Source organism: Cobetia sp. LC6, assembly GCF_030264805.1.
Taxonomy (GTDB): domain Bacteria; phylum Pseudomonadota; class Gammaproteobacteria; order Pseudomonadales; family Halomonadaceae; genus Cobetia.
Genome location: NZ_JASSPL010000018.1, coordinates 40,334 through 60,517, shown reverse-complemented (window position 1 = coordinate 60,517; position 20,184 = coordinate 40,334). Strand labels below are relative to the sequence as shown.

The following is a 20,184-nucleotide window of genomic DNA, read 5'->3' as shown; positions in this document are numbered from 1 at the left end:
TAAGTTCAGCCTCGCTCGAATGAACATCTTCCTGTCACAAAGTTGTAAGGCGGGGACTATAGAGTCGTCTACGCTTTTCGGACGATCATCAAAAGAACAAGAAAATGTTCACTTGATCGTCGCCATCGATCGTCAGCGGCCAGCGTCCTTCTTCTTTGTGCGGAAGCTGGCCAGGGGAACCTCTCAGGAGTTTGACCATGCGCCGCCCGACTCATCATGCAAGCACCCGCACGACTGCCACCGCGACTCGTCGCCTCGCCAGCCTCGCGCTGGCCATCGGTTTCGCCTCCGCCTCCGCCAGCGCCCTCGCCGCCACCGAGGTGGAATGGTGGCACGCCATGGGGGGCGGGCTCGGCAAGAAGGTCGACGAGATCGCGGCCGACTTCAATGCAAGCCAGGACGACTACGTCGTCAAGCCGGTCTTCAAGGGCAACTACTCCGAGACCATGACCTCCGCCATCGCCGCCTTCCGCGCCGGCAAGGGCCCGGACATCGTGCAGATCTTCGAGGTCGGCACCGCCACCATGATGAGCGCCAAGGGCGCGATCGTCCCGGTGCATCAGCTGATGGCAGACTTCGCGCCGCAGGAAGGCACCGCCTTCGACCCGAACGCCTACCTGTCTGCCGTCACCGGCTATTACACCGACACCGACGGCAAGATGCTGTCGATGCCGTTCAACTCCTCGACGCCGGTGACCTACTACAACAAGGACGTGCTGGCCGAGGCGGGCGTCGAGTCCCTCCCGCAGACCTGGCAGGAAATGGGCGCTACGCTCAAGAAGGTCGTCGATTCCGGCGCCGCCAGCTGTGGTCTGACCACCACCTGGCCGTCCTGGGTGATGCTCGAGAACTTCTCGGCGCGCAACGACGTGCCCTTCGCCAGCCAGGCCAATGGCTTCGCCGGCACTGATACCCGCCTTGAATTCAACACGACCGCCGTGGTCGATCACATTCAGCGTCTCGACGACTGGCAGGCCGACAAGCGCTTCGTATTCGGCGGTCGCTTCGATGATGCGGCGCCCAAGTTCTACTCCGGCGAGTGCGCAATGATGATGGGCTCTTCCGCCAGCTATGCCGGCGTCAAGGAAAGCGCCAAGGGCTTCGAGTTCGGCGTCGCACCGCTGCCCTATGACAGCGACGTGATCGAGACACCGCAGAACTCCATCATCGGTGGCGCGTCGCTGTGGGTACTGTCCGGTCACAGCGATGAGGAGTACCAGGGTGTCGCCAAGTTCTTCCAGTACCTCTCAAAGCCCGAAGTGCAGGCCGACTGGCACCAGTTCACCGGCTATCTGCCGATCACCACTGCCGCGGCAGAGCTGACGCGCGAACAGGGCTTCTACGCCGAGAACCCGGGTACCGACGTCGCCATCACCCAGATGACCTCCGCGACGCCGACCGAGAACTCCAAGGGGCTGCGCCTGGGCAACATGGTGCAGATTCGTGACGTGATCAATGAAGAGCTGGAGAAGATCTTCTCCGGCAAGGAAAGCGTGCAGGACGGCCTGGACAACGCCGTCAAGCGTGGTGATTCGCTGCTCGAGAAGTTCGAACGCGCCAACGGCTGATCATCGCCACACCGGGGAGGGCGGGCCCATGCCAGGCCCGCCCTCCCGCCATTCTCAATCGCCAGAGAGCGGAAAGCACATCCGACATCCGGTGTCCTTTCCCTTCTCTCACGGCGTGATGGTGCAGGAGCGGCCGAGGTTTGCCGACTCCGTGTTACCGATGGAACCACCCAGTCCCTCCTTGCTTGCGAGACCCCTGCTGCATGGCCCATTTCAATCGACACCCCATAACGCCCTGGATACTGCTGGCACCCCAGCTGCTGATCGTTGGCGTGTTCTTCTTCTGGCCGGCCTACCAGGCCATCGAACAGGCCTTCTATGTCGAGGATGCCTTCGGTCTCTCGCGGGAATTCACCGGGCTGAGCAACTTCGTCAGCGTGCTGAGCGAGCCGGAATACCTCACGACACTATGGACGACCACCTATTTCTCCTTCGCGGTGGCCTTCGGTGCCATGGCACTGGCGCTGGGACTGGCCGTGCTGGCGGACCGCGTACTGCGCGGCGCACATGCCTACAAGACCCTGCTGATCTGGCCCTACGCCGTGGCACCCGCCGTTGCCGGGGTGTTGTGGCTGTTCCTGTTCGATCCGACGCTGGGCATCCTGCCGGAGCTGCTGTCTGCCATCGGCATCGACTGGAACCACAAGCTCAATGGCGATCAGGCCATGTTGCTGGTGGTGCTGGCCTCGATCTGGAAGCAGATGAGCTACAACTTCGTGTTCTTCCTCGCCGGCCTCCAGGCGATTCCCAAGAGTCTGCTGGAAGCCGCCGCGATGGATCGCGCCGGCCCCTGGCGGCGTTTCTGGACCATCACCTTCCCGCTGCTCTCGCCGACCAGCTTCTTCCTGCTGGTGATGAACGTGGTCTACGCCTTCTTCGAGACCTTCGGCACCATCGATGCCACCACCCAGGGCGGCCCGGCCGGCTCGACGCGCACCCTGGTCTACAAGGTCTATGAAGATGGTTTCGTCGGGCAGGACCTGGGTTCGAGTGCTGCCCAATCCGTGCTGTTGATGGTCATCGTCGGCGTGCTGACGCTGATCCAGTTCAGATATGTCGAGAAGAAGGTGCAGTACTGATGCGCTATAACCGCCCCGGGCTTGATATCGCAAGCCATGCCCTGCTGATCGTCGGCTGCGCAGTGTTCTTCCTGCCGGTCTGGATCGCCTTCAGCGCCAGCACCCACGAGATGGGTGACCTCTATTCCAATGTCGCCCCCGTCTGGATCGGCGAGGCTGGCCTGGACAACTACCGTCATCTGCTGGCAGACCCGGTCAGCAGTCTTGGCGCCGACGTGATGACTCTGCTGTTCAACTCGATGCTGATGGCACTCGGCATCGCCATCGGCAAGATCATCATCTCGGTGCTGGCCGCCTACGCGATCGTCTTCTTCGAGTTCCGCTTCCGCAAGCTGTGCTTCTGGCTGATCTTCATCACCCTGATGCTGCCGGTGGAGGTGCGTATCCTTCCGACCTTCAAGGTGGTAGCCGACCTCAACATGCTGGACAGCTACGCCGGCCTGATCCTGCCGCTGATCGCCAGCGCCACCACGACCTTCCTGCTGCGTCAGTTCTACCTGACCATTCCGGCGGAACTGGTCGAGGCCGCGCGCATCGATGGCGCCGGGCCGTGGCGCTTTCTCAAGGACATCCTGCTGCCGCTGTCGAAGACCAACATCGCGGCGCTGTTCGTGATCATGTTCATCTACGGCTGGAATCAGTATCTGTGGCCGCTGTTGATCACGACCGATGCCGATTACCTGACCATCGTCGTCAGCCTCAAGCGCATGCTGACCACCGGTGATGGTCTGGTGCCGTGGCAGGACGTCACCGCCACCACGCTGCTGGCCATGGGCCCACCGGTGCTGGTGATCCTGTTCATGCAGCGCTACTTCATCAAGGGCCTGGTGGACAGCGAGAAGTGATCTCGCGCTCCGACCTGCGATACCTCGTCCGCCCCTGATCCCGTTACACCGTGATGGGCAGACTTGCCCGTCACGCCACCGCTCTGGATACATGACTCATGGCAACACTGGCGCTCAAGCAGCTCAAGAAGCAGTACCCCAATGGCTACAAGGCCCTGCATGGTATCGACCTGGCTTTCGGCGAAGGCGAGTTGATCGTCATCGTCGGCCCGTCCGGCTGTGGCAAGTCGACCCTGCTGCGCACCCTGGCGGGTCTGGAAGACATCTCCGAGGGCGATCTGGAGATCAACGGCAAGCGCGTCAATGACCTGGAACCCGCCGAGCGCGATATCGCGATGGTGTTCCAGAACTACGCGCTCTACCCGCACATGAGCGTGTTCGACAACATGGCCTACGGCCTCAGGAATCGGCGCACGCCCAAGGACGAGATCCAGCAGCGCGTCAGCGAGGCCGCCGAGCTGCTGGGCCTGACCGAACTGCTCGATCGCCGCCCCAAGCAGCTCTCCGGCGGCCAGCGTCAACGTGTCGCCATGGGGCGCGCCATCGTGCGCAAGCCGCAGGTCTTCCTGTTCGATGAGCCACTCTCGAATCTGGACGCCAAGCTGCGCGTGCAGATGCGTCTCGAGATCCGCCGCCTGCAGAAGCGCCTCAAGGTCACTTCCGTCTACGTGACCCATGATCAGACCGAAGCCATGACCCTGGCGGATCGCCTGGTGGTGATGAACGGCGGCCATGTCGAGCAGTTCGGTACGCCGATGGCGCTCTATGATCAGCCCGCCAGTCAGTTCGTCGCCGGCTTCATCGGTTCCCCGGCGATGAACTTCCTGAGCGCCATCCAGGTACAGGCAGGCCTCGTACTGCCGTGTGGCGCAACCATTGCCCTGCAGGGCGAAGGCCTGACCATGGGGGATGAGCTGACCCTCGGCGTTCGTCCCGAGCACCTGCAGATGCTGGAGACAGACGATGCCCTGCCCGCAGGGGCCGCGGAGCTTGAGGCGCGCATCGAGCTGGTCGAACCGCTGGGTGCCGACACCCTCGCGTACTGCCGACTGCATGGCCAGAGCGAGCCGCTGGTAGTGAGACTGGATGGCGAGCACGCCGTCACGGAAGAACAGACGCTGCGCCTGGCCATCCTTCCGGCGCGTGCCCACCTGTTCGGCGCCGACGGCAAGCGGCTGGCAACCCGCGAGCAGGTGACAGCGGCCATCAAATGACCGCTGTCGTCGTAAAGCGCTGTCATCAAGCAGGCGCGGCCATCCCGTCGCGGGCCAACTGAACCCCTTGCCCTGATAACGTCATCATTGGATGGTAATGCTTGGGACCTGCCCTGATCAGTCTCGCGCCTGTGCCTCAGTGCCCCGTCTCGACTGATCGATGCCGCAGCTGCGTAGCGGGCAGACATGCCATTCTTTCTGTGAGGATTCACCATGGCTTCATCGTCACATTCAGCTGGCTCATCACGCTCAACCGACAACGCTCTGTCCCTGCCCCTGGCGATCGCGCATCGCGGTCTGTCGGCCTATGCGCCGGAAAACACCCTGGCCGCCATTCAGGCAGCGCATGAGGCCGGCTTTCAATGGGTGGAGCTGGACGTGCAGTTGCTGGGCGACGGCACACCGGTCATCTGGCACGATGCCGGCGTGAATCGCTGCTCGGATGGGCGTGGCAAGCTCAAGAATCTCGATTGGGACAGCGTGCAGACCTTCGATGTCGGCAGCTGGTTCAATGCGTGCTTTGCCGGTGAGCGGATGGCCTCGCTCAAGCAGGCGCTGGAGCTGATCGCACGCCTGGACATGCGTCTGAATCTGGAGCTCAAGCTCAGTCCCGGCCACGATGCCCAGGCGCTGGTCGATGCCGCCATTCCGATGGCCAGCGCCCATCTACCCGCCTCACACCTGATCATCTCGTCGTTTGATCCCCAGGCGCTGCGCCTGACGCGTCAACGCGACCCACAGGTGCATATCGGCCTGCTCTTCGATGACATCCCCGATGACTGGCAGAGCCTGGCCGATGAGCTGAACGCAAGCTCCGTGCATGCCGACTGGCGCGCCCTGACGCGGGCCGCGGCCAGTGCCGTCACCAGCCGAGGCCACAAGCTGCTCTGCTACACGCCCAATGATGCGGCGGCCTTCGCACCCCGCTGGGCCTGGGGTGTGGATGCCGTCATCAGCGATGACCCGGCCATCTTCAGCGAGGAGGATCGCGAGCCCACTCTGCCGAATGACACCACTACGCAAGGGCTATCCCGGACATGAGCCCGGGCATCGAGCGCGACAGTCGCAGCGTCGAACACGCGAGCAATGACGCACTGACGACGCGCCAGCAACAGATTCTCGAGCGACTGGCCCGCGAGGGCCAACTGGCGGTCGACCCGCTGGCCCATGCCTTCGACGTCACGCCCCAGACCATCCGGCGTGATCTTGCCGTGCTGTGTGAGCGCGGGCTGGCGCGTCGACGCCACGGCGGCATCGAGCGCCCACCGGGCGGTTACAACCTGGGTCATACCCAGCGCATCATGCTGGCACGAACCGCCAAGCAGGCCATGGCCGCCAGCGTGGTCGCCGAGATTCCCGATGGCGCCACCCTGGCGCTGGGCATCGGCACCAGCGTGGTAGCGGTCGCCGAAGCCTTGCTTGCCCGGCGCGGCCTGCGCGTGATCACCAACAATCTGCAGGTGGCTCAGGCGCTCTCGACCCATCCGGATGTCGCCGTCCAGTTGGCGGAAGGACAACTGCGCCCACAGGATCTCGATGTGGTCGGCAGTGCCACCGTGGCCTTCTTCGCGCGTCATCAGGTCGATATCGCGGTCCTCGGCTGTGGTGGTCTCGATACCGGTGGGCTGCTCGATTTCGACCCGGAGGAAGCTGCGGTCAGTCGTACACTGATCGGCCACGCCCAGCGCAGGATTCTGGTCGCCGACGCCAGCAAATGGGGGCGCGCCGCCATGTGCCGCATCGCCCCGCTCGAGGAGATCGACCTGCTGGTCACCGATGAGCTGCCCCATCAGCCCGATTATCGCAGCGCGCTGGAGGCTGCCAGCCAGCAGAGCCTGTCGGTGCGCTTCACCGCCTGAACCGAGGCGCGTCGCGCAAGCCGTCACGCATCGACGATACTGAAGGGACACGCGACGGATGACAGCCGCGCTCCCGCTTACCTTCTGAGGACTCCTGGAATCACCATGCAAGCCTTCGCCCACTGTCCTGCCAGCACCCTGTCGGATATCCGGTATCTGTTGACCGATATCGATGACACCCTCACCCATGAAGGGAGGCTCGCGGCATCGACGCTGGCGGCGCTGGAGTGTCTGGATGCCGCCGGCATCAAGGTCATTCCCGTCACGGGCGGCTGTGCGGGCTGGTGTGATCACATCGCGCGCGCCTGGCCGGTCGCCAGCGTGATCGGTGAGAACGGCGCCTTTGCCTTCCGCCGCCAGGGGCAGCGCGTTCTCACCACCTGGTGGGAAGACGAGCAGCGCCTGCGCGCTCGCCAGCGCCACGTCATGACCGTCGCCCGCCAGCTGCTGCTCAACCATCCGTGCGCAGCACTGGCCCAGGACCAGCCCTTCCGCTTCGCCGATGTCGCGGTGGACCACTGTCAGGCGGTCGGCCCGCTGGCCCATAGCGAGATTCGTGCCATCATCGCCGGCTTCACGGCCGCTGGCATTCAGGCGCGCGCCAGCTCCATCCACATCAATGCGTGGCAGGGCGAGTTCGACAAGGCGCGCATGGCGGTGCGGGTCCTCACCGAGACCTTCGGGCTGGACCGCATGCAGCTGGAGCAGGAGGTGATGTACGTCGGCGATGCGCCCAATGATGCGCCGATGTTCGCGACCTTCCGTCACACCGTAGGCGTGGCCAATATCATCCAGCACCGCGCGGCACTGGGTTGGGAGCCCAGCTGGGTGACACGCCACAGTCATGGCGCCGGGGTCGAGGAAATCGCCGAGGCTCTTCTTACGGCACGCAAGGGAGTCGGGAGCGTCAAGACAGACGCCTGACCCTGTGACTGATGGCGGGTATAGACCTCCAGCAGGATGACGGCCCCAGGCTTTTTATACATAAGTCAGCAGACAGGCATGAAAAAGCCCGCATGGCATCACCATGCGGGCTTTTGTTATCCATAAGATAACAAATAACACAAACTACCGGCTATCAATCCGCGAAGAACAACCCCCGCAGACCTTCACCCGGATCATCAAAGCGCATGAAGGCTTCTCCCACCAGGAAGCCATGGACACCACCGTCGCGCATCTTCGCCACATCGTCACGGGTATGGATGCCGGATTCGGTGACCACACGCACGCCTTGCGGCATGTCGGCCAGCAGGTCCAGCGTCGTCTCCAGCGACGTCTCGAAGGTGCGCAGGTCACGGTTGTTGATGCCGACCAGCTCGATGCCCAGCGCCAGTGCACGCTTGAGCTCTTCGCCGTCATGCACCTCGACCAGCACATCCATGCCCAGCTCACGCGCCTGATCATGCAGAGCGCTCAAGCGCGCATCGTCCAGCGCCGCAACGATCAACAGAATGCAGTCGGCGCCGATGGCACGCGCTTCCAGCACCTGATACGGGTGGATGATGAAGTCCTTGCGAATCACCGGAATCGAGACGGCGTCGCGCGCCTCGATCATGAAGTCCTCATGCCCCTGGAAGAAGTCGGCATCGGTGAGCACCGACAGGCAGGCAGCGCCGGCCTGCTCGTAGGCCACGGCGATCTCGGCGGGCGCGAAGTCTTCACGGATCACGCCCTTGGAGGGAGACGCCTTCTTCACTTCGGCGATGATGGCCGGCTCGCCACGATCGATGCGTGACGTCAACGCCTCGATGAAGCCGCGCGGCGCGCTCTGCTTCTCGATCAGAGCCTGCAGATCCGCCTCGCTCACCGCGGCGCTGCGCTCGGCGATCTCTTCTTCCTTGCGCGCCAGAATCCTGGCCAGGATAGTCGGCAATGCCTTGTCAGTCGTCTGCTCGGTGCTCATCAGCGGGTCGCTCCTTCATCATTGACCTGGGCGTAGACACGGGTGAAATCTGCCAACTCCTTCATCTTCTCGAACGGCAGCTTGCTGGCCTGCACGTCCTCGGCAATGCTGACCCCCTCCTTGAGACTGTCCGCGATGCCCGCCACGTAAAGAGCCGCGCCGGCATTGAGCGCCACGATGTCGCTGGCCGGGCCTTCATCACCGCGCAGCGCCTGCTGCACCAGCTTGAGGCTGGCATCCGAGGTCTCCACCGCCAGACTTTCCAGCGACTGGCGCGCGATACCGAAGTCTTCCGGCGCGATGCGGTATTCGCGGATCTCGCCATCCTTGAGTTCATTGACCAGCGTCGATGCCGCCAGCGAGATCTCGTCCAGACCATCATCGCTGTGCACCACCAGCACATGCTCGGCCCCGAGGCGCTTGAGCACCTCGGCCATCAGCGGTACCAGCGCCGGGTCATAGACCCCCAGCACCTGACGGGTGGCGCCGGCCGGATTGGTCAGCGGACCGAGAATGTTGAACATGGTACGCACACCCATCTCGCGGCGCGGGCCGATCACGTGCTTCATGGCTGCGTGATGATTGGGCGCGAACATGAAGCCGACCCCGATATCATCGATGCAGCGTGCGACCTGCTCGACGTCCAGCGCCAGATTGATGCCAGCCGATTCAAGCAGGTCGGCACTGCCGGACGATGACGACACACTGCGGTTGCCATGCTTGGCCACATGGCCACCCGCGGCCGCCACCACGAAACTTGCCGCCGTGGAGACATTGAACAGGTTGGCACCATCACCGCCGGTGCCGACGATATCCACTGCATCGGTGGCACGCACCGTGACACGCGTCATCAGCTCACGCATCACCCGGGCGGCGGCGGCCAGCTCATCGACGGTCTCGCCCTTCATCGACAGCGCCATCAGCAAGGCCCCGATCTGCGCCTGGGTCGCCTCGCCGGTCATGATGGCCGTCATGACCGCATGAGTGTCGTCGTAGCTCAGGTGCTGGCGGCGCATCACGGCGCCAATCGCCTCACGCATCTGCATGTTGTGTCTCCGCAGGCGCCAGCCTCAGCGACTGACGCATGAAAAAATAGGATGTGACTCTTGCGATCAACGCCCGCTCAAGCGGCTTTCGCAGCCTCGCCACGGCGCAGGAAGTTAGCCAGAAGCTCATGCCCCTGCAATGTCAGGATCGACTCGGGGTGGAACTGGACGCCTTCGACATCCAGCTCGCGATGACGCAGGCCCATGATCAACTGAGGCGTGACATCCTCGTCATCCGTCCAGCTGGTGACGATCAGACACTCGGGCAGGCTCTCGCGATCGACCACCAGCGAGTGATAACGCGTGACTTCCAGCGGCTCGGCCAGCGCGGCGAAGACACCGCTGTTGTCGTGACGCACGGCGGAGGTCTTGCCGTGCATCACCTGGGGGGCACGTACCACCTTGCCGCCATAGACCTGACCGATGGCCTGGTGACCGAGGCACACGCCCAGAATCGGCAGCTTGCCGGCGAAGTGATGAATGGTTTCCAGCGTGATGCCGGCCTCGTTGGGCGTACACGGCCCCGGGCCCAGCACCAGATGTGAAGCGCCGAGCGCCTCGATCTGCTCGAGGGTGATGGCGTCATTGCGCACGGTCAGCACTTCCGCGCCCAGCTCACTCAGATACTGGACGATGTTGTAGGTGAAGCTGTCAAAGTTGTCGATCATCAGCACGCGTGGCGTGCTGGCGTCCTGCGAAGTGAATGTCTGCATGGTCAGTGTCCATTCTCGGGAGCGGATCATGCGCCGTGATTCACCGGCCTGCCCGCTCTCCTGTGGTGTCGTTCCCGCCGTCCAGCAACAAAAATGCCGCCCTGGTCGGCGGCATTCTTCTGGTCGTACGTCCTCGAACTTCAGACATGCGAAAGCCGCCCCCTTGTCAGGAGCGCCACCACTGCTGGCTGAGGTCGTGCGGGTCACGTAGCGTCATGGGATCAATAGTGCGTTGAGCTGCCAGGAGTGTCAATCACATGCGCCGTTGCAGGGAGCGACCCGCGAACACTGGCGAGTCACTCCCGAAATGCGTGGCGCGCCGTTCAGTCCAGGTTGTCCAGACCGCGCTCCGCCATCGCCACGGCACGGAACAGTGCACGCCCCTTGTTGAGGGTCTCATCCCACTCGGACTGCGGCACGGAATCGGCCACGATTCCGGCGCCAGCCTGGACGTGCAGCACCTTGTCCTTGAGCACCGCGGTGCGGATCGCGATGGCGGTATCCATGTTGCCGTGCCAGGAGAGATAGCCCACCGCGCCGGAATAGATACCGCGCTTGACCGGCTCCACCTCGTCGATGATCTCCATGGCGCGAATCTTCGGCGCGCCGGACAGGGTACCGGCCGGGAAGGTGGCCCGCAGCACATCCATCGGCCCCAGGCCTTCCTTCAGCTTGCCGGTGACGTTGGAGACGATGTGCATGACGTGGGAATAGCGCTCCACCACCATCTGGTCCGTCACCTTGACGCTGCCGGTCTGACTGATGCGACCGGCATCATTGCGGCCCAGGTCGATCAGCATCAGGTGCTCGGCGACTTCCTTGGGGTCTGACAGCAGGTCCTTCTCCAGCGCCAGGTCTTCCTCTTCGGTGGCGCCGCGCACGCGAGTCCCGGCGATCGGACGCACCGCGACCTCGCCATCCTCGAGACGCGAGAGAATCTCCGGCGACGAGCCGATGACGTGGTGGTCATCCAAATTGAAGAAGAACATGTATGGCGAGGGATTCAGACTGCGCAGTGCGCGGTAGAGATCCAGCGGCGCGGCACGATAGGGAATCGACATGCGTTGAGACGGCACGCACTGCATGACATCACCGGCCAGCACGTATTCCTTGATCTTATCCACTGCACCCTTGAAGCCTTCCTCGGTGAAGCCGGAGGTGAAGTCGGTCTCCTTGACCGGCTCGCCGCCGGTACCGGGGCTGACGGTATTCAGCGTCGCGCTGCGCAGCTGGATCTCGAGACGTTCGAGACGCTCGCAGGCGGCCTCGTAGGCGTTCGGCGTTGCCGGGTCGGCGTGGGTCAACAGCGTCAGACGCCCGGACAGATTGTCGAAGATCACCAGCTCATCGGCGACCATCAGCAGGATGTCCGGCACGCCCAGCGGGTCCGGCTTCTCGACACCACGCAGGCGCGGTTCGATATAACGCACGGTGTCATAGCCGAAGTAGCCGACCAGACCGCCATTGAAGCGCGGCGCACCTTCGATGACCGGCACACGGAAACGGGTCTGGAACTGCTCGATCCAGTCGAGGGGGTCCTCGACCTCGGTCATGCCGGTCTGCTCGCCATTGATCAGATGCGAGACCACCTGGCCACGCACCTCGATGCGCTCGCGACACGGCAGGCCAATGATGGAGTAGCGCCCCCACTTCTCGCCACCCTGCACGGACTCCAGCAGGAAGGTCCACGGCATGTCGGCCAGCTTGAGATAGGTAGACAGTGGCGTGTCGAGGTCCGCCAGCACGTCACGGGTGACGGGAATGCGGTTGTAACCGGCTTCGGCCAGTTCAGCGAAGTGTTGTGGGGTCATCATGACCTGCAGTTCCTTCCACGGAGGGTGCGTTGCCGGCACGAGGCCGGCTTGTCTGGGGCTCAGTCTATCATCGCGTGTCGCTGGCGGCAGCGCTGTCTGGCAGGCTCAGTCAGCCACGACAAGCTCGGCAAGCGAGTCGACGATGTGATCCGGATGGCTGCGCGAGATCGGCTCGCCATGGTTGTAGCCGTAAGGCACCGCCAGGGTGCGGAAGCCGGCGGCGCGGCCTGCCGCGATATCGTGACGCGAGTCACCGACCATCAAGGCCTGACGCGGCGGCACTCCCAGCCGCTCGGCGGCGAACAGCAGGGGCGCGGGGTCCGGCTTGCGCGTCGGCAGACTGTCGCCGCCCAGCGCCAGCGCGAAGTGCTCGCTCAGCGCGAAGTGCGAAAGCAACGGTTCGATGAAGGCCTCCGGCTTGTTGGTGATCAGCACCAGCGGGATCCCGGCCTGGCGCAGGCCTTCCAGACACTCACGCGCACCGGGGTAGAGCCGTGTCCGTGAGCTGGGATCGGCGGCGTAATGTGCCAGGAAACTCTGATGCGCCTGCTCGACCCGTGACAGGTCATCGGTCGCCAGGCCATGTGCTGCCAGGGCGCGCTCCACCAGCACCCGCGATCCATTGCCGACGAAGTCGCGCACGCGGCCTTCCCCGAGTACCGTCAGGCCTGCATCGATCAGCATCCTGTCGATCGCATGGGCGAGATCCGGCACCGAGTCGATGAGGGTGCCATCCAGATCGAAGGCCACCATCCCGATGCCCCGCAACGCCGGATGCGCCAGTCCGTGATCGAGGCCCTGTGCCTGCTCGGGCCGGGCCCCGAGAGCACCCCCGCCATGCGCGGTATCGCAAGGTGTGGAAGCTGAATGAGGCGCAATCTGGACAGGCGCCTCCTCAAAAGTCTGCATCACCGTCTTTTCGCTCACCTGGCCTCCTGAGACCACCCGCTGAATCCGGCTGTCACGGGATGAGAATCGTCCGTCATTCATCCACGCAACGCATGGTTTCATCTGTTTTGTTGGAAAAATCCGTAAAAAAATTACATTCCTTCACCTTGCCACTATTAGCACGCCAGTGGCCACGTTACCATAGCGCCATTCCGTCGACCGTCCCTCCGGGTGTGGCGCCAGTGACAACGAAAAAATGCGCGACCCGACGCTCCGGCGACAGCCAGTTTCTGCTTGTCCTTTTCGACCTTGTCACTCTCAGGAGCACTCAATGGCCATTCCCCGCATCGTAGTCGTTGGCGGAGGCGCCGGCGGTCTGGAACTCGTCACCAAACTGGGCCACAAGCTGGGCCGCAAGAAGAAAGCCGAGATCATTCTGATCGACCGCAATTCCACGCACATCTGGAAACCGCTGCTGCACGAAGTGGCCACCGGCGTGCTGGATTCCGGTCTCGATGAAGTCTCCTACCAGGGCCATTCCAAGGCCCACGGCTACAAGTTCCAGCGCGGCACTCTGGAAAGCCTGGAGCGTGAAGAGAAGCAGCTGACTCTGGCCGCCATCCATGACGCCAAGGGCAACGTGCTGCTGCCTGCCCGCCAGCTCAGCTATGACTATCTGGTACTGTCACTGGGCAGCGTGTCCAATGATTTCGGCACCGAAGGCGTCGCCGAGCATTGCCACTTCCTGGACAGCCCGCAGCAGGCCGAGAAATTCCGCCGCGACATGCTCGACACCTTCCTGCGCTTCAGCGCCAACGGCAAGGAATGCGAGCGCCAGCAGCTCAACGTCGCCATCATCGGCGCCGGCGCCACCGGGGTCGAACTCTCCGCCGAGCTGTTCGACGCCTCCAAGATGCTGCACAGCTACGGTTTCTCCTCGCTGGAAGACCGCCAGGTCAAGGTCCACCTGATCGAGGCTGCACCGCGCATCCTGCCCGCCCTGCCGGAACGCATCGGCAAGCCGGTTGCCAAGGAGCTGACCAGGCTGGGCGTCGATATCCACGTCGATACCCGGGTGACCTGCGCCGACTCACGCGGCATCACCACTGCCGATGGCACCCTGATCGAAGCCGACCTGAGCGTCTGGGCCGCCGGTATCCGGGCGCCCGCCTTCCTGTCCGAGCTGGGCCTGTCCACCGAGCGCAACAACCAGGTCAAGGTGCACCAGACCATGCAGAGCATCGATGATGAGTTCATCTTCGCGCTCGGTGACTGCGCCAGCTGCCCGCAGCCGGATGACAAGCGCGTTCCGCCGCGTGCCCAGGCCGCTCACCAGCAGGCTAGCCTGATGGTCAAGAACCTGCGCGCCGCGATGGCCAACAAGCCGCTCAAGGACTTCGTGTTCAAGGACCACGGCTCGCTGATCTCGCTGGCGCACTTCGACGCCGTCGGCTCGCTGATGCGCGGTGCGTCGGCGCGTTCACTGTTCATCGAAGGTCGCCTGGCCAAGTTCTTCTACGCCTCGCTGTATCGCATGCACCAGATGGCGATCCACGGCGTGGTCAAGACCGGCATGACAGTGGTGGTCGATGGCCTGAACCGTTACCTGCGTCCGAAGATGAAACTGCACTGAGACTGAGACAGCCTGCCCGGCAGGGTCGCCAGTCGACAAAACGCCCCCAGCGGAGACCGCTGGGGGCGTTTTCGTTTCAAGCATGCAATCAGCAGACCGTCAGTCGAGCAGGCTGTCCAGTGTCATCTCACCGGCGATCAGCCGGCGCTTGGCCGCCACACTCAGCTGCTTGACGCGATATTCGAGCTTGAGCGCCCGCGAGCGATCGCCGACCAACTGTTGATAACACAGCATCAAAGGCCCCTTGCCGCGCAGCGCTCGTGCACCGCGCTTGCCGCACTCATGCTCGCTCACACGGCGCGCCACATCGGTACTGATACCGGTGTAGAGGCGCCCCTGGGCCGTCTCGAGTACGTACAGCGACCACTCGCTGAGCGTCCCGGCGTGAGCCGAGCCGTCGGCTGCTTCGCAAGCCCGCGTGCTGTCATCCGCCACGCGATCAGCTGCGCACGCTGGCAAGCTCGGCACGCAGCTTCGCCAATACGCTGTCGTAGCGGTTGGCATCGCTGTCACTGCACGCATTGAAGATGGCGGAACCGGCCACGAAGGTGTCGGCACCGGCACGCGCGATCTCGGCGATATTGTCGACCTTGACGCCACCATCGATCTCGAGACGGATGTTGTAGCCGGAGGCATCGATGCGACGACGCGCTTCACGCAGCTTGTCGAGGGTGCCGGGGATGAACGACTGGCCGCCGAAGCCCGGGTTGACGCTCATCAACAGGATCATGTCGACCTTGTCCATCACGTAGTCGAGGTAGGACAGCGGCGTGGCCGGATTGAATACCAGACCGGACTTGCAGCCCGCATCACGGATCAGCTGCAGCGAGCGGTCGACGTGGTCGGAGGCCTCAGGATGGAAGGTGATGTAGCTGGCACCGGCCTCGGCGAAGTCACCGATCATGCGGTCGACCGGCGTGACCATCAGGTGGGCGTCTATCTCGGCACTGATGCCGTAATCACGCAGCGCCTTGCACACCATCGGCCCGATGGTCAGGTTGGGCACGTAATGATTGTCCATCACGTCGAAGTGGACGATATCGGCCCCGGAGGCCAGCACATCCTCGACCTCCTGCCCCAGACGGGCGAAGTCGGCAGACAGGATCGACGGGGCAATCTTGAAGTCATTCGGCAGTAGTTCAGACATGTCATCAGGCGCCAGCGAGAAGTGGAAGGGGCATTTTACGCCACCCTCTCACAAAAGACAGGCGCTGTGTGAATGTGCACCGCCAGCCTGCCGGTCCCTCGCTGCCGATCCGTCGCCGCCCCCATCTGTCTCCCTACCGGCAGCCACTCCCTTCAAGTCGCTACATCCCCTTCCAAATAAGACACCCACAAGAATATTGCCGTACAAAGTTGAAATTGGTGCATTAGCAACTGATAGTTAAGCTGTTCTCTCGGCCCAGTGAGCAGTTCACTGGCCATTCTGCGCATGTTCCTCGCACGCACGCGTCATGTCGCATCTCATATAACGATAACAGGAACCGATACCTCTCATGTTCGACAACCCTCTCGCAAACCGCAGACACCTGAAAGCGCTGGCCGCCGCCACACTGTTGCCGCTGGCCGGCCTGCTGCCCACGGCGATTCCCGCTGCCTTCGCCGAGTCTTCCGCGATTCTGGAAGGCGAGCGCTTCCACCCCCAGGAAGGCAAGCACGGCATGGTCGCGACCAGCCACTATCTGGCCTCCCAGGTCGCACGCGATGTGCTGGCCGATGGCGGCAACGCCGTCGACGCTGCCGTGGTGGCAGGCTTCGCACTGGCCGTGACCCAGCCGCGCTCCGGCAATATCGGTGGCGGCGGCTTCATGCTGGTGTCCGATGAGAAGACCGGCGAAGTGGTGGCCATCGACTACCGCGAGAAGGCCCCGGCGGCGGCCAGCGAGACGATGTTCCAGGATGAGAATGGCGAGGCGGTCTCCGAGTGGTCACGCTTCACCCACCGTGCGGCAGGCGTGCCCGGCACCGTCGCAGGCCTTGCCAAGGCGCTGGAAGACTACGGCACCTTGAGCCTCGAGCAGGCCCTCGCCCCGGCCATCAAGCTGGCCGAAGACGGCTTCGTGATTCCGACGCGCTTCGCCAAGGGCTTGAGCGATGCCAAGGACCGTCTGGCCAAGTGGGACAGCACCGCCAAGGTGTTCTACAAGCCGGATGGCAGCAATTATCAAGCCGGTGAGCTGTTCAAGCAGCCGGAACTGGCCGCGACACTCAAGCGCATCGCCGCCGATGGCCCGCGCGAGTTCTATGAAGGCGAGACCGCAAAGCTGATCGTCGCCGAGATGGAGCGTCACGACGGCATCATGACGCTGGATGACCTGAAGGCCTACGAGCCGGCCATCCGCGAGCCGGTCCACGGCACCTATCGTGGCTATGACATCTTCTCGATGAGCCCGCCCTCCTCCGGCGGCGCGCACATCGTCGAGATTCTCAACATGCTCGAAGGCGATGACATCCAGGCGATGGGCTTCAATTCCGCCGCCACCATCCATGTGATGGCGGAAGCGATGCGCCGCGCCTACGCCGACCGCTCCGAGTATCTGGGGGATACCGACTTCGTCGATGTGCCGCTGTCGGGCATCATCTCCAAGGACTACGCCAAGGAATTGCGCGCCCAGTTCGAGCTCGACAAGGCTACGCCCTCCAGTGAGGTCAAGCCCGGCAAGCCGCAGCCGTATGAGTCGAACCAGACCACGCACTTCTCGATTGCCGATGGCAATGGTCTGGCCGTCTCCAATACCTACACCATCAACTTCAGCTATGGCTCCGGCATCGTGGTCGATGGCGCAGGTTTCCTGCTCAACAACGAGATGGATGATTTCTCCGCCAAGCCGGGCGTGCCGAATGCCTATGGCCTGATCGGCGGCATCGCCAACAAGATCGAGCCGAACAAGCGCATGCTGTCTTCCATGAGCCCGACCATCGTGATGAAGGATGGCAAGAACTTCCTCGTCACCGGTAGTCCCGGCGGCTCGCGCATCATCACCACCACCCTGCAGGTGATCATGAACGTGATCGACCACGGCATGAACATCCAGTCGGCGGTCAGCGCACCGCGTATCCACCACCAGTGGCTGCCGGACGAGATTCGCATCGAGGCGGGCATCAGCAAGGATACCATCCGTCTGCTCGAGGCGATGGGCCACAAGGTAGTGACCAAGGACGCCATGGGCGCCATCCAGTCGATCATGATCGACGACGGCACCTTCTACGGCGGTGCTGACCCGCGCCGTTCCACTTCCTCGGCGATGGGGCTTTGATCGACACGCTGTTCTGGCTGTCTCACGCGATTGCCTGCGGAAATTGTTAACAGACTAATTATATGCCATATTATTAGTCTTGACCCCATTGATGGGGCGGGCTATCTGTGACGGGCGACACTTCGGTGTCGCCCGTTCGCGTCTTGCTGCGCCATCATGCCCTCTGCCCTACAAGGTGCCCTCGTGTCCTCCACCAAGTCACTCACGCCGCCCATCTCTGGCTGGCGGCAATGGGCCAACCGCTATCCGGTCGCCTTGATCGCACTGGCACAGCTGTTCGGCACCAGCCTGTGGTTTACCCCCAATGCCGTACTCGCCCCCATGCTGGAAAGCTGGAGTTTCACGAGCGACAGCGCAGCGGCACTCGGACAACTGACCTCCTCGGTACAGGGCGGCTTCATCGTCGGCACCCTGGCGCTGGGACTTGCAGGCCTTGCAGATCGCTTCGCCGCGCGCCATCTGTTCATGGTCTCCTGCGTACTGGGCGCGCTGACCAATCTGGCACTGTTGATCGCGCCGGGGCTGCTCAGCGCCTCAAGCCTGCGCGTGCTGACGGGGCTGGCACTGGCCGGCATCTACCCCATCGGCTTGAAGCTGATGTTGCAGAGCGCCCCTGACCGAGCCGGCGCGGCACTTGCCTGGCTGGTCGGCATGCTGGTGCTGGGCACGTCGCTACCGCATGCACTGGCGGCGCTGCAACAGAGCGGCGGGCTCTCATTGTCGTGGGGCACGGCCATCGTCATGGCCTCACTTCTGGCGCTCACGGGCGCTGGCCTGATCGCGCTACTGGCACCACCCCCCGTGGCGCAGACAGCGAATCCCCCACCATCCAGCGGCATCACTCCCGGCAGCAGCACCTTTCTTGCGCGCGCCACCCGCGGGATGGCGGCCTGGCAATACCCGGGTTTCGTGCGCGGCGCACTGGGTTACTTCGGTCATATGTGGGAGCTATACACGCTATGGGCACTGGTCCCCTGGCTGTTGTCGCGGATGGCAAGCGCAACGGGCATGACGCTGACACCCGCGACTCTGGCCCTGCATAGTTTCATCGTGATCGCGGTCGGTGCACCGGGCTGCATCGCCGGTGGCTGGGTATCACGCAAACGCGGCAGCCTGTGGGTCGCGCGCCTTGGTCTGGCGGGTTCCGTCACCCTGACACTGTGCTTCGTTGCCGCCATGCAACTGGAGGCAGGTTACGGACTTCTGTTCTGCCTGCTCGCACTCTGGAGCCTGTTGGCCGCCATCGATTCCCCACAGTTCTCGGCACTCGCGGCGGGCGGTACCCCAGTGGAGTTGCAGGCCAGTGCACTGGCCCTGATGAATGCCTGCGGCTTCAGTCTGTCACTGGTCTCGATCGCGCTGCTCACTCCATTGATCGCCAGTCACGGCACGCTTCTTTTGCTGACGTTGCTGCCCGGCCCCCTGCTGGGATTGCTGGCATTGGCGCGCCGTGTCGATCCCGCATGAACTCTCGAGAATGTCGCCATCAAGTGACATGCGTGAGCATGAATTTCCACTACGCCACGGATGATTCTGCCCCTATACTCGCGCCATCCAGTCTCCGGGCTCCCGCATCACGCCACTCGTTGGCAGCGGATGACCGAGACGACTTCCACGATTACCGGCCCAAGGCCAAGGATTTTTGATGATGATGCGTCAATTGCGTACCACCTGCATGAGCGTGGCCCTGATCGCCACTGCGGCAGTTCTCAGCGCTTGCGGCACCAGCCCGCAGCGCCTGTACGTCAATCCACAAGTCGGTGAGATGGGCGTGGTCGGCCATGGTCAGCAGGTCGTGGTAGAGGTGATGGATGAACGCCCGTCCGAGCGCATCGGCTCTCGCGATGGCGCCACCAACGCTTCAAGCTATCTGGTCGTGCCGACCGGTGACCTGACGCCCAAGCTTGAGGCCCAGACCATCAGCGCCTTGCGCCGCATGGGCTTCGTGCCGGTGTCCGCCGAACAGGCCAACCAAGGTGCTGCTGAGCTGACCATCTCGTTGACCGAGCTGGCCTATGGCGTGAAGCGCGGCGGCCTGATCACCGACACCGCGACACTCAATGGCGTGATCAAGGCCGTCGCCGTGTCCGGCAAGCAGCGCTATACCGGCAGCTACACCGCGACGCGTGACCAGGGCTATGCCCTCAAGCCGAGTCAGGAGAAGAATACCGAGATGGTCTCTGAGGTGATCGGCGATGCGCTGACTCGCGCCTTCCAGGACACCACGCTGATCCGCCAGCTCGACCAGTAAGTCCAATCAGCAAGCTCAATCAGCAGCTCGCCACCAACGAAAACGCCACCGCCGCCCATTGGGCGGCGGTGGCGTTTTTCATGAGGACTGGGCCCTCAAGAAGACTGGACCTGA

At 63.3% G+C, this 20,184-nt stretch carries 18 protein-coding genes; 11 read left to right on the top strand and 7 right to left on the bottom strand.

Translation table 11 applies throughout. The annotated features are described in order from the left end of the window. The first annotated feature begins 197 nt into the window (after positions 1 to 197). The 7 genes from ugpB to QQF40_RS16230 all read left to right on the top strand — a co-directional run bounded on the left by ugpB (position 198) and on the right by QQF40_RS16230 (position 7,489). Positions 198 to 1,568, top strand: a complete 1,371-nt coding sequence (gene ugpB, locus QQF40_RS16260) for a sn-glycerol-3-phosphate ABC transporter substrate-binding protein UgpB (protein WP_285461938.1) — start codon at positions 198 to 200, stop codon at positions 1,566 to 1,568. A gap of 203 nt (positions 1,569 to 1,771) precedes the next feature. Then, entirely contained in the window at positions 1,772 to 2,647 is an 876-nt protein-coding gene (gene ugpA, locus QQF40_RS16255; RefSeq protein ID WP_175090577.1) for a sn-glycerol-3-phosphate ABC transporter permease UgpA, read from the top strand. Further along, entirely contained in the window at positions 2,647 to 3,492 is an 846-nt protein-coding gene (gene ugpE, locus QQF40_RS16250) for a sn-glycerol-3-phosphate ABC transporter permease UgpE (RefSeq protein ID WP_285461937.1), read from the top strand. The genes ugpA and ugpE overlap by 1 nt, the downstream gene beginning before the upstream one ends. Positions 3,493 to 3,590: 98 nt before the next feature. Beyond that, a complete protein-coding gene (locus tag QQF40_RS16245) occupies positions 3,591 to 4,706 on the top strand; it encodes a sn-glycerol-3-phosphate import ATP-binding protein UgpC (RefSeq protein ID WP_285461936.1) in 1,116 nt (371 codons plus the stop codon). A gap of 213 nt (positions 4,707 to 4,919) precedes the next feature. After that, positions 4,920 to 5,747, top strand: a complete 828-nt coding sequence (locus QQF40_RS16240; RefSeq protein ID WP_285461935.1) for a glycerophosphoryl diester phosphodiesterase — start codon at positions 4,920 to 4,922, stop codon at positions 5,745 to 5,747. Next, positions 5,744 to 6,565: a DeoR/GlpR family DNA-binding transcription regulator gene (locus QQF40_RS16235; RefSeq protein WP_175090581.1), complete on the top strand. Its 822-nt coding sequence runs from the start codon at positions 5,744 to 5,746 to the stop codon at positions 6,563 to 6,565. Before QQF40_RS16240 ends, QQF40_RS16235 begins: the two co-directional genes overlap by 4 nt. 105 nt (positions 6,566 to 6,670) lie before the next feature. Beyond that, the gene (locus tag QQF40_RS16230) at positions 6,671 to 7,489 is read left to right on the top strand and encodes an HAD-IIB family hydrolase (protein ID WP_175090582.1); all 819 of its coding nucleotides are present in this window, start codon (positions 6,671 to 6,673) and stop codon (positions 7,487 to 7,489) included. Between the two features lie 154 nt (positions 7,490 to 7,643). Here QQF40_RS16230 and trpC read toward each other — a convergent pair whose 3' ends face one another. The 5 genes from trpC to QQF40_RS16205 all read right to left on the bottom strand — a co-directional run bounded on the left by trpC (position 7,644) and on the right by QQF40_RS16205 (position 12,794). Beyond that, positions 7,644 to 8,468, bottom strand: coding sequence for an indole-3-glycerol phosphate synthase TrpC (gene trpC, locus QQF40_RS16225; protein WP_175090583.1), 825 nt, complete (start codon positions 8,466 to 8,468; stop codon positions 7,644 to 7,646). Continuing rightward, on the bottom strand, positions 8,468 to 9,514 hold the full coding sequence (trpD, locus tag QQF40_RS16220; RefSeq protein ID WP_285461934.1) for an anthranilate phosphoribosyltransferase: 1,047 nt from the start codon (positions 9,512 to 9,514) through the stop codon (positions 8,468 to 8,470). Before trpD ends, trpC begins: the two co-directional genes overlap by 1 nt. A gap of 77 nt (positions 9,515 to 9,591) precedes the next feature. After that, positions 9,592 to 10,227, bottom strand: coding sequence for an anthranilate synthase component II (locus tag QQF40_RS16215; RefSeq protein ID WP_254627205.1), 636 nt, complete (start codon positions 10,225 to 10,227; stop codon positions 9,592 to 9,594). 323 nt (positions 10,228 to 10,550) lie between these two features. Further along, positions 10,551 to 12,038: an anthranilate synthase component I gene (trpE, locus tag QQF40_RS16210; protein ID WP_175090614.1), complete on the bottom strand. Its 1,488-nt coding sequence runs from the start codon at positions 12,036 to 12,038 to the stop codon at positions 10,551 to 10,553. 108 nt (positions 12,039 to 12,146) lie between these two features. Further along, a complete protein-coding gene (locus tag QQF40_RS16205; protein WP_285461944.1) occupies positions 12,147 to 12,794 on the bottom strand; it encodes a phosphoglycolate phosphatase in 648 nt (215 codons plus the stop codon). A 466-nt stretch (positions 12,795 to 13,260) separates the two neighbouring features. On the opposite strand from QQF40_RS16205, the gene QQF40_RS16200 reads away from it, so the two are divergent. Beyond that, positions 13,261 to 14,562: an NAD(P)/FAD-dependent oxidoreductase gene (locus QQF40_RS16200; protein WP_175090585.1), complete on the top strand. Its 1,302-nt coding sequence runs from the start codon at positions 13,261 to 13,263 to the stop codon at positions 14,560 to 14,562. Positions 14,563 to 14,661: 99 nt separating this feature from the next. Here QQF40_RS16200 and QQF40_RS16195 read toward each other — a convergent pair whose 3' ends face one another. After that, positions 14,662 to 14,997 (bottom strand): GIY-YIG nuclease family protein, encoded by a 336-nt coding sequence (locus QQF40_RS16195; protein ID WP_348994684.1) that lies wholly within the window; start codon positions 14,995 to 14,997, stop codon positions 14,662 to 14,664. A gap of 4 nt (positions 14,998 to 15,001) precedes the next feature. Then, positions 15,002 to 15,709: a ribulose-phosphate 3-epimerase gene (gene rpe, locus QQF40_RS16190; RefSeq protein ID WP_285461933.1), complete on the bottom strand. Its 708-nt coding sequence runs from the start codon at positions 15,707 to 15,709 to the stop codon at positions 15,002 to 15,004. A 349-nt stretch (positions 15,710 to 16,058) separates the two neighbouring features. On the opposite strand from rpe, the gene ggt reads away from it, so the two are divergent. From ggt to QQF40_RS16175, 3 genes are all read left to right on the top strand, one after another. After that, positions 16,059 to 17,819, top strand: coding sequence for a gamma-glutamyltransferase (ggt, locus tag QQF40_RS16185; protein WP_285461932.1), 1,761 nt, complete (start codon positions 16,059 to 16,061; stop codon positions 17,817 to 17,819). Positions 17,820 to 18,002: 183 nt separating this feature from the next. Continuing rightward, the gene (locus tag QQF40_RS16180) at positions 18,003 to 19,286 is read left to right on the top strand and encodes an MFS transporter (RefSeq protein ID WP_282627796.1); all 1,284 of its coding nucleotides are present in this window, start codon (positions 18,003 to 18,005) and stop codon (positions 19,284 to 19,286) included. Between the two features lie 178 nt (positions 19,287 to 19,464). Then, a complete protein-coding gene (locus QQF40_RS16175; protein ID WP_285461931.1) occupies positions 19,465 to 20,070 on the top strand; it encodes a YajG family lipoprotein in 606 nt (201 codons plus the stop codon). The last annotated feature ends 114 nt before the right edge of the window (positions 20,071 to 20,184 follow it).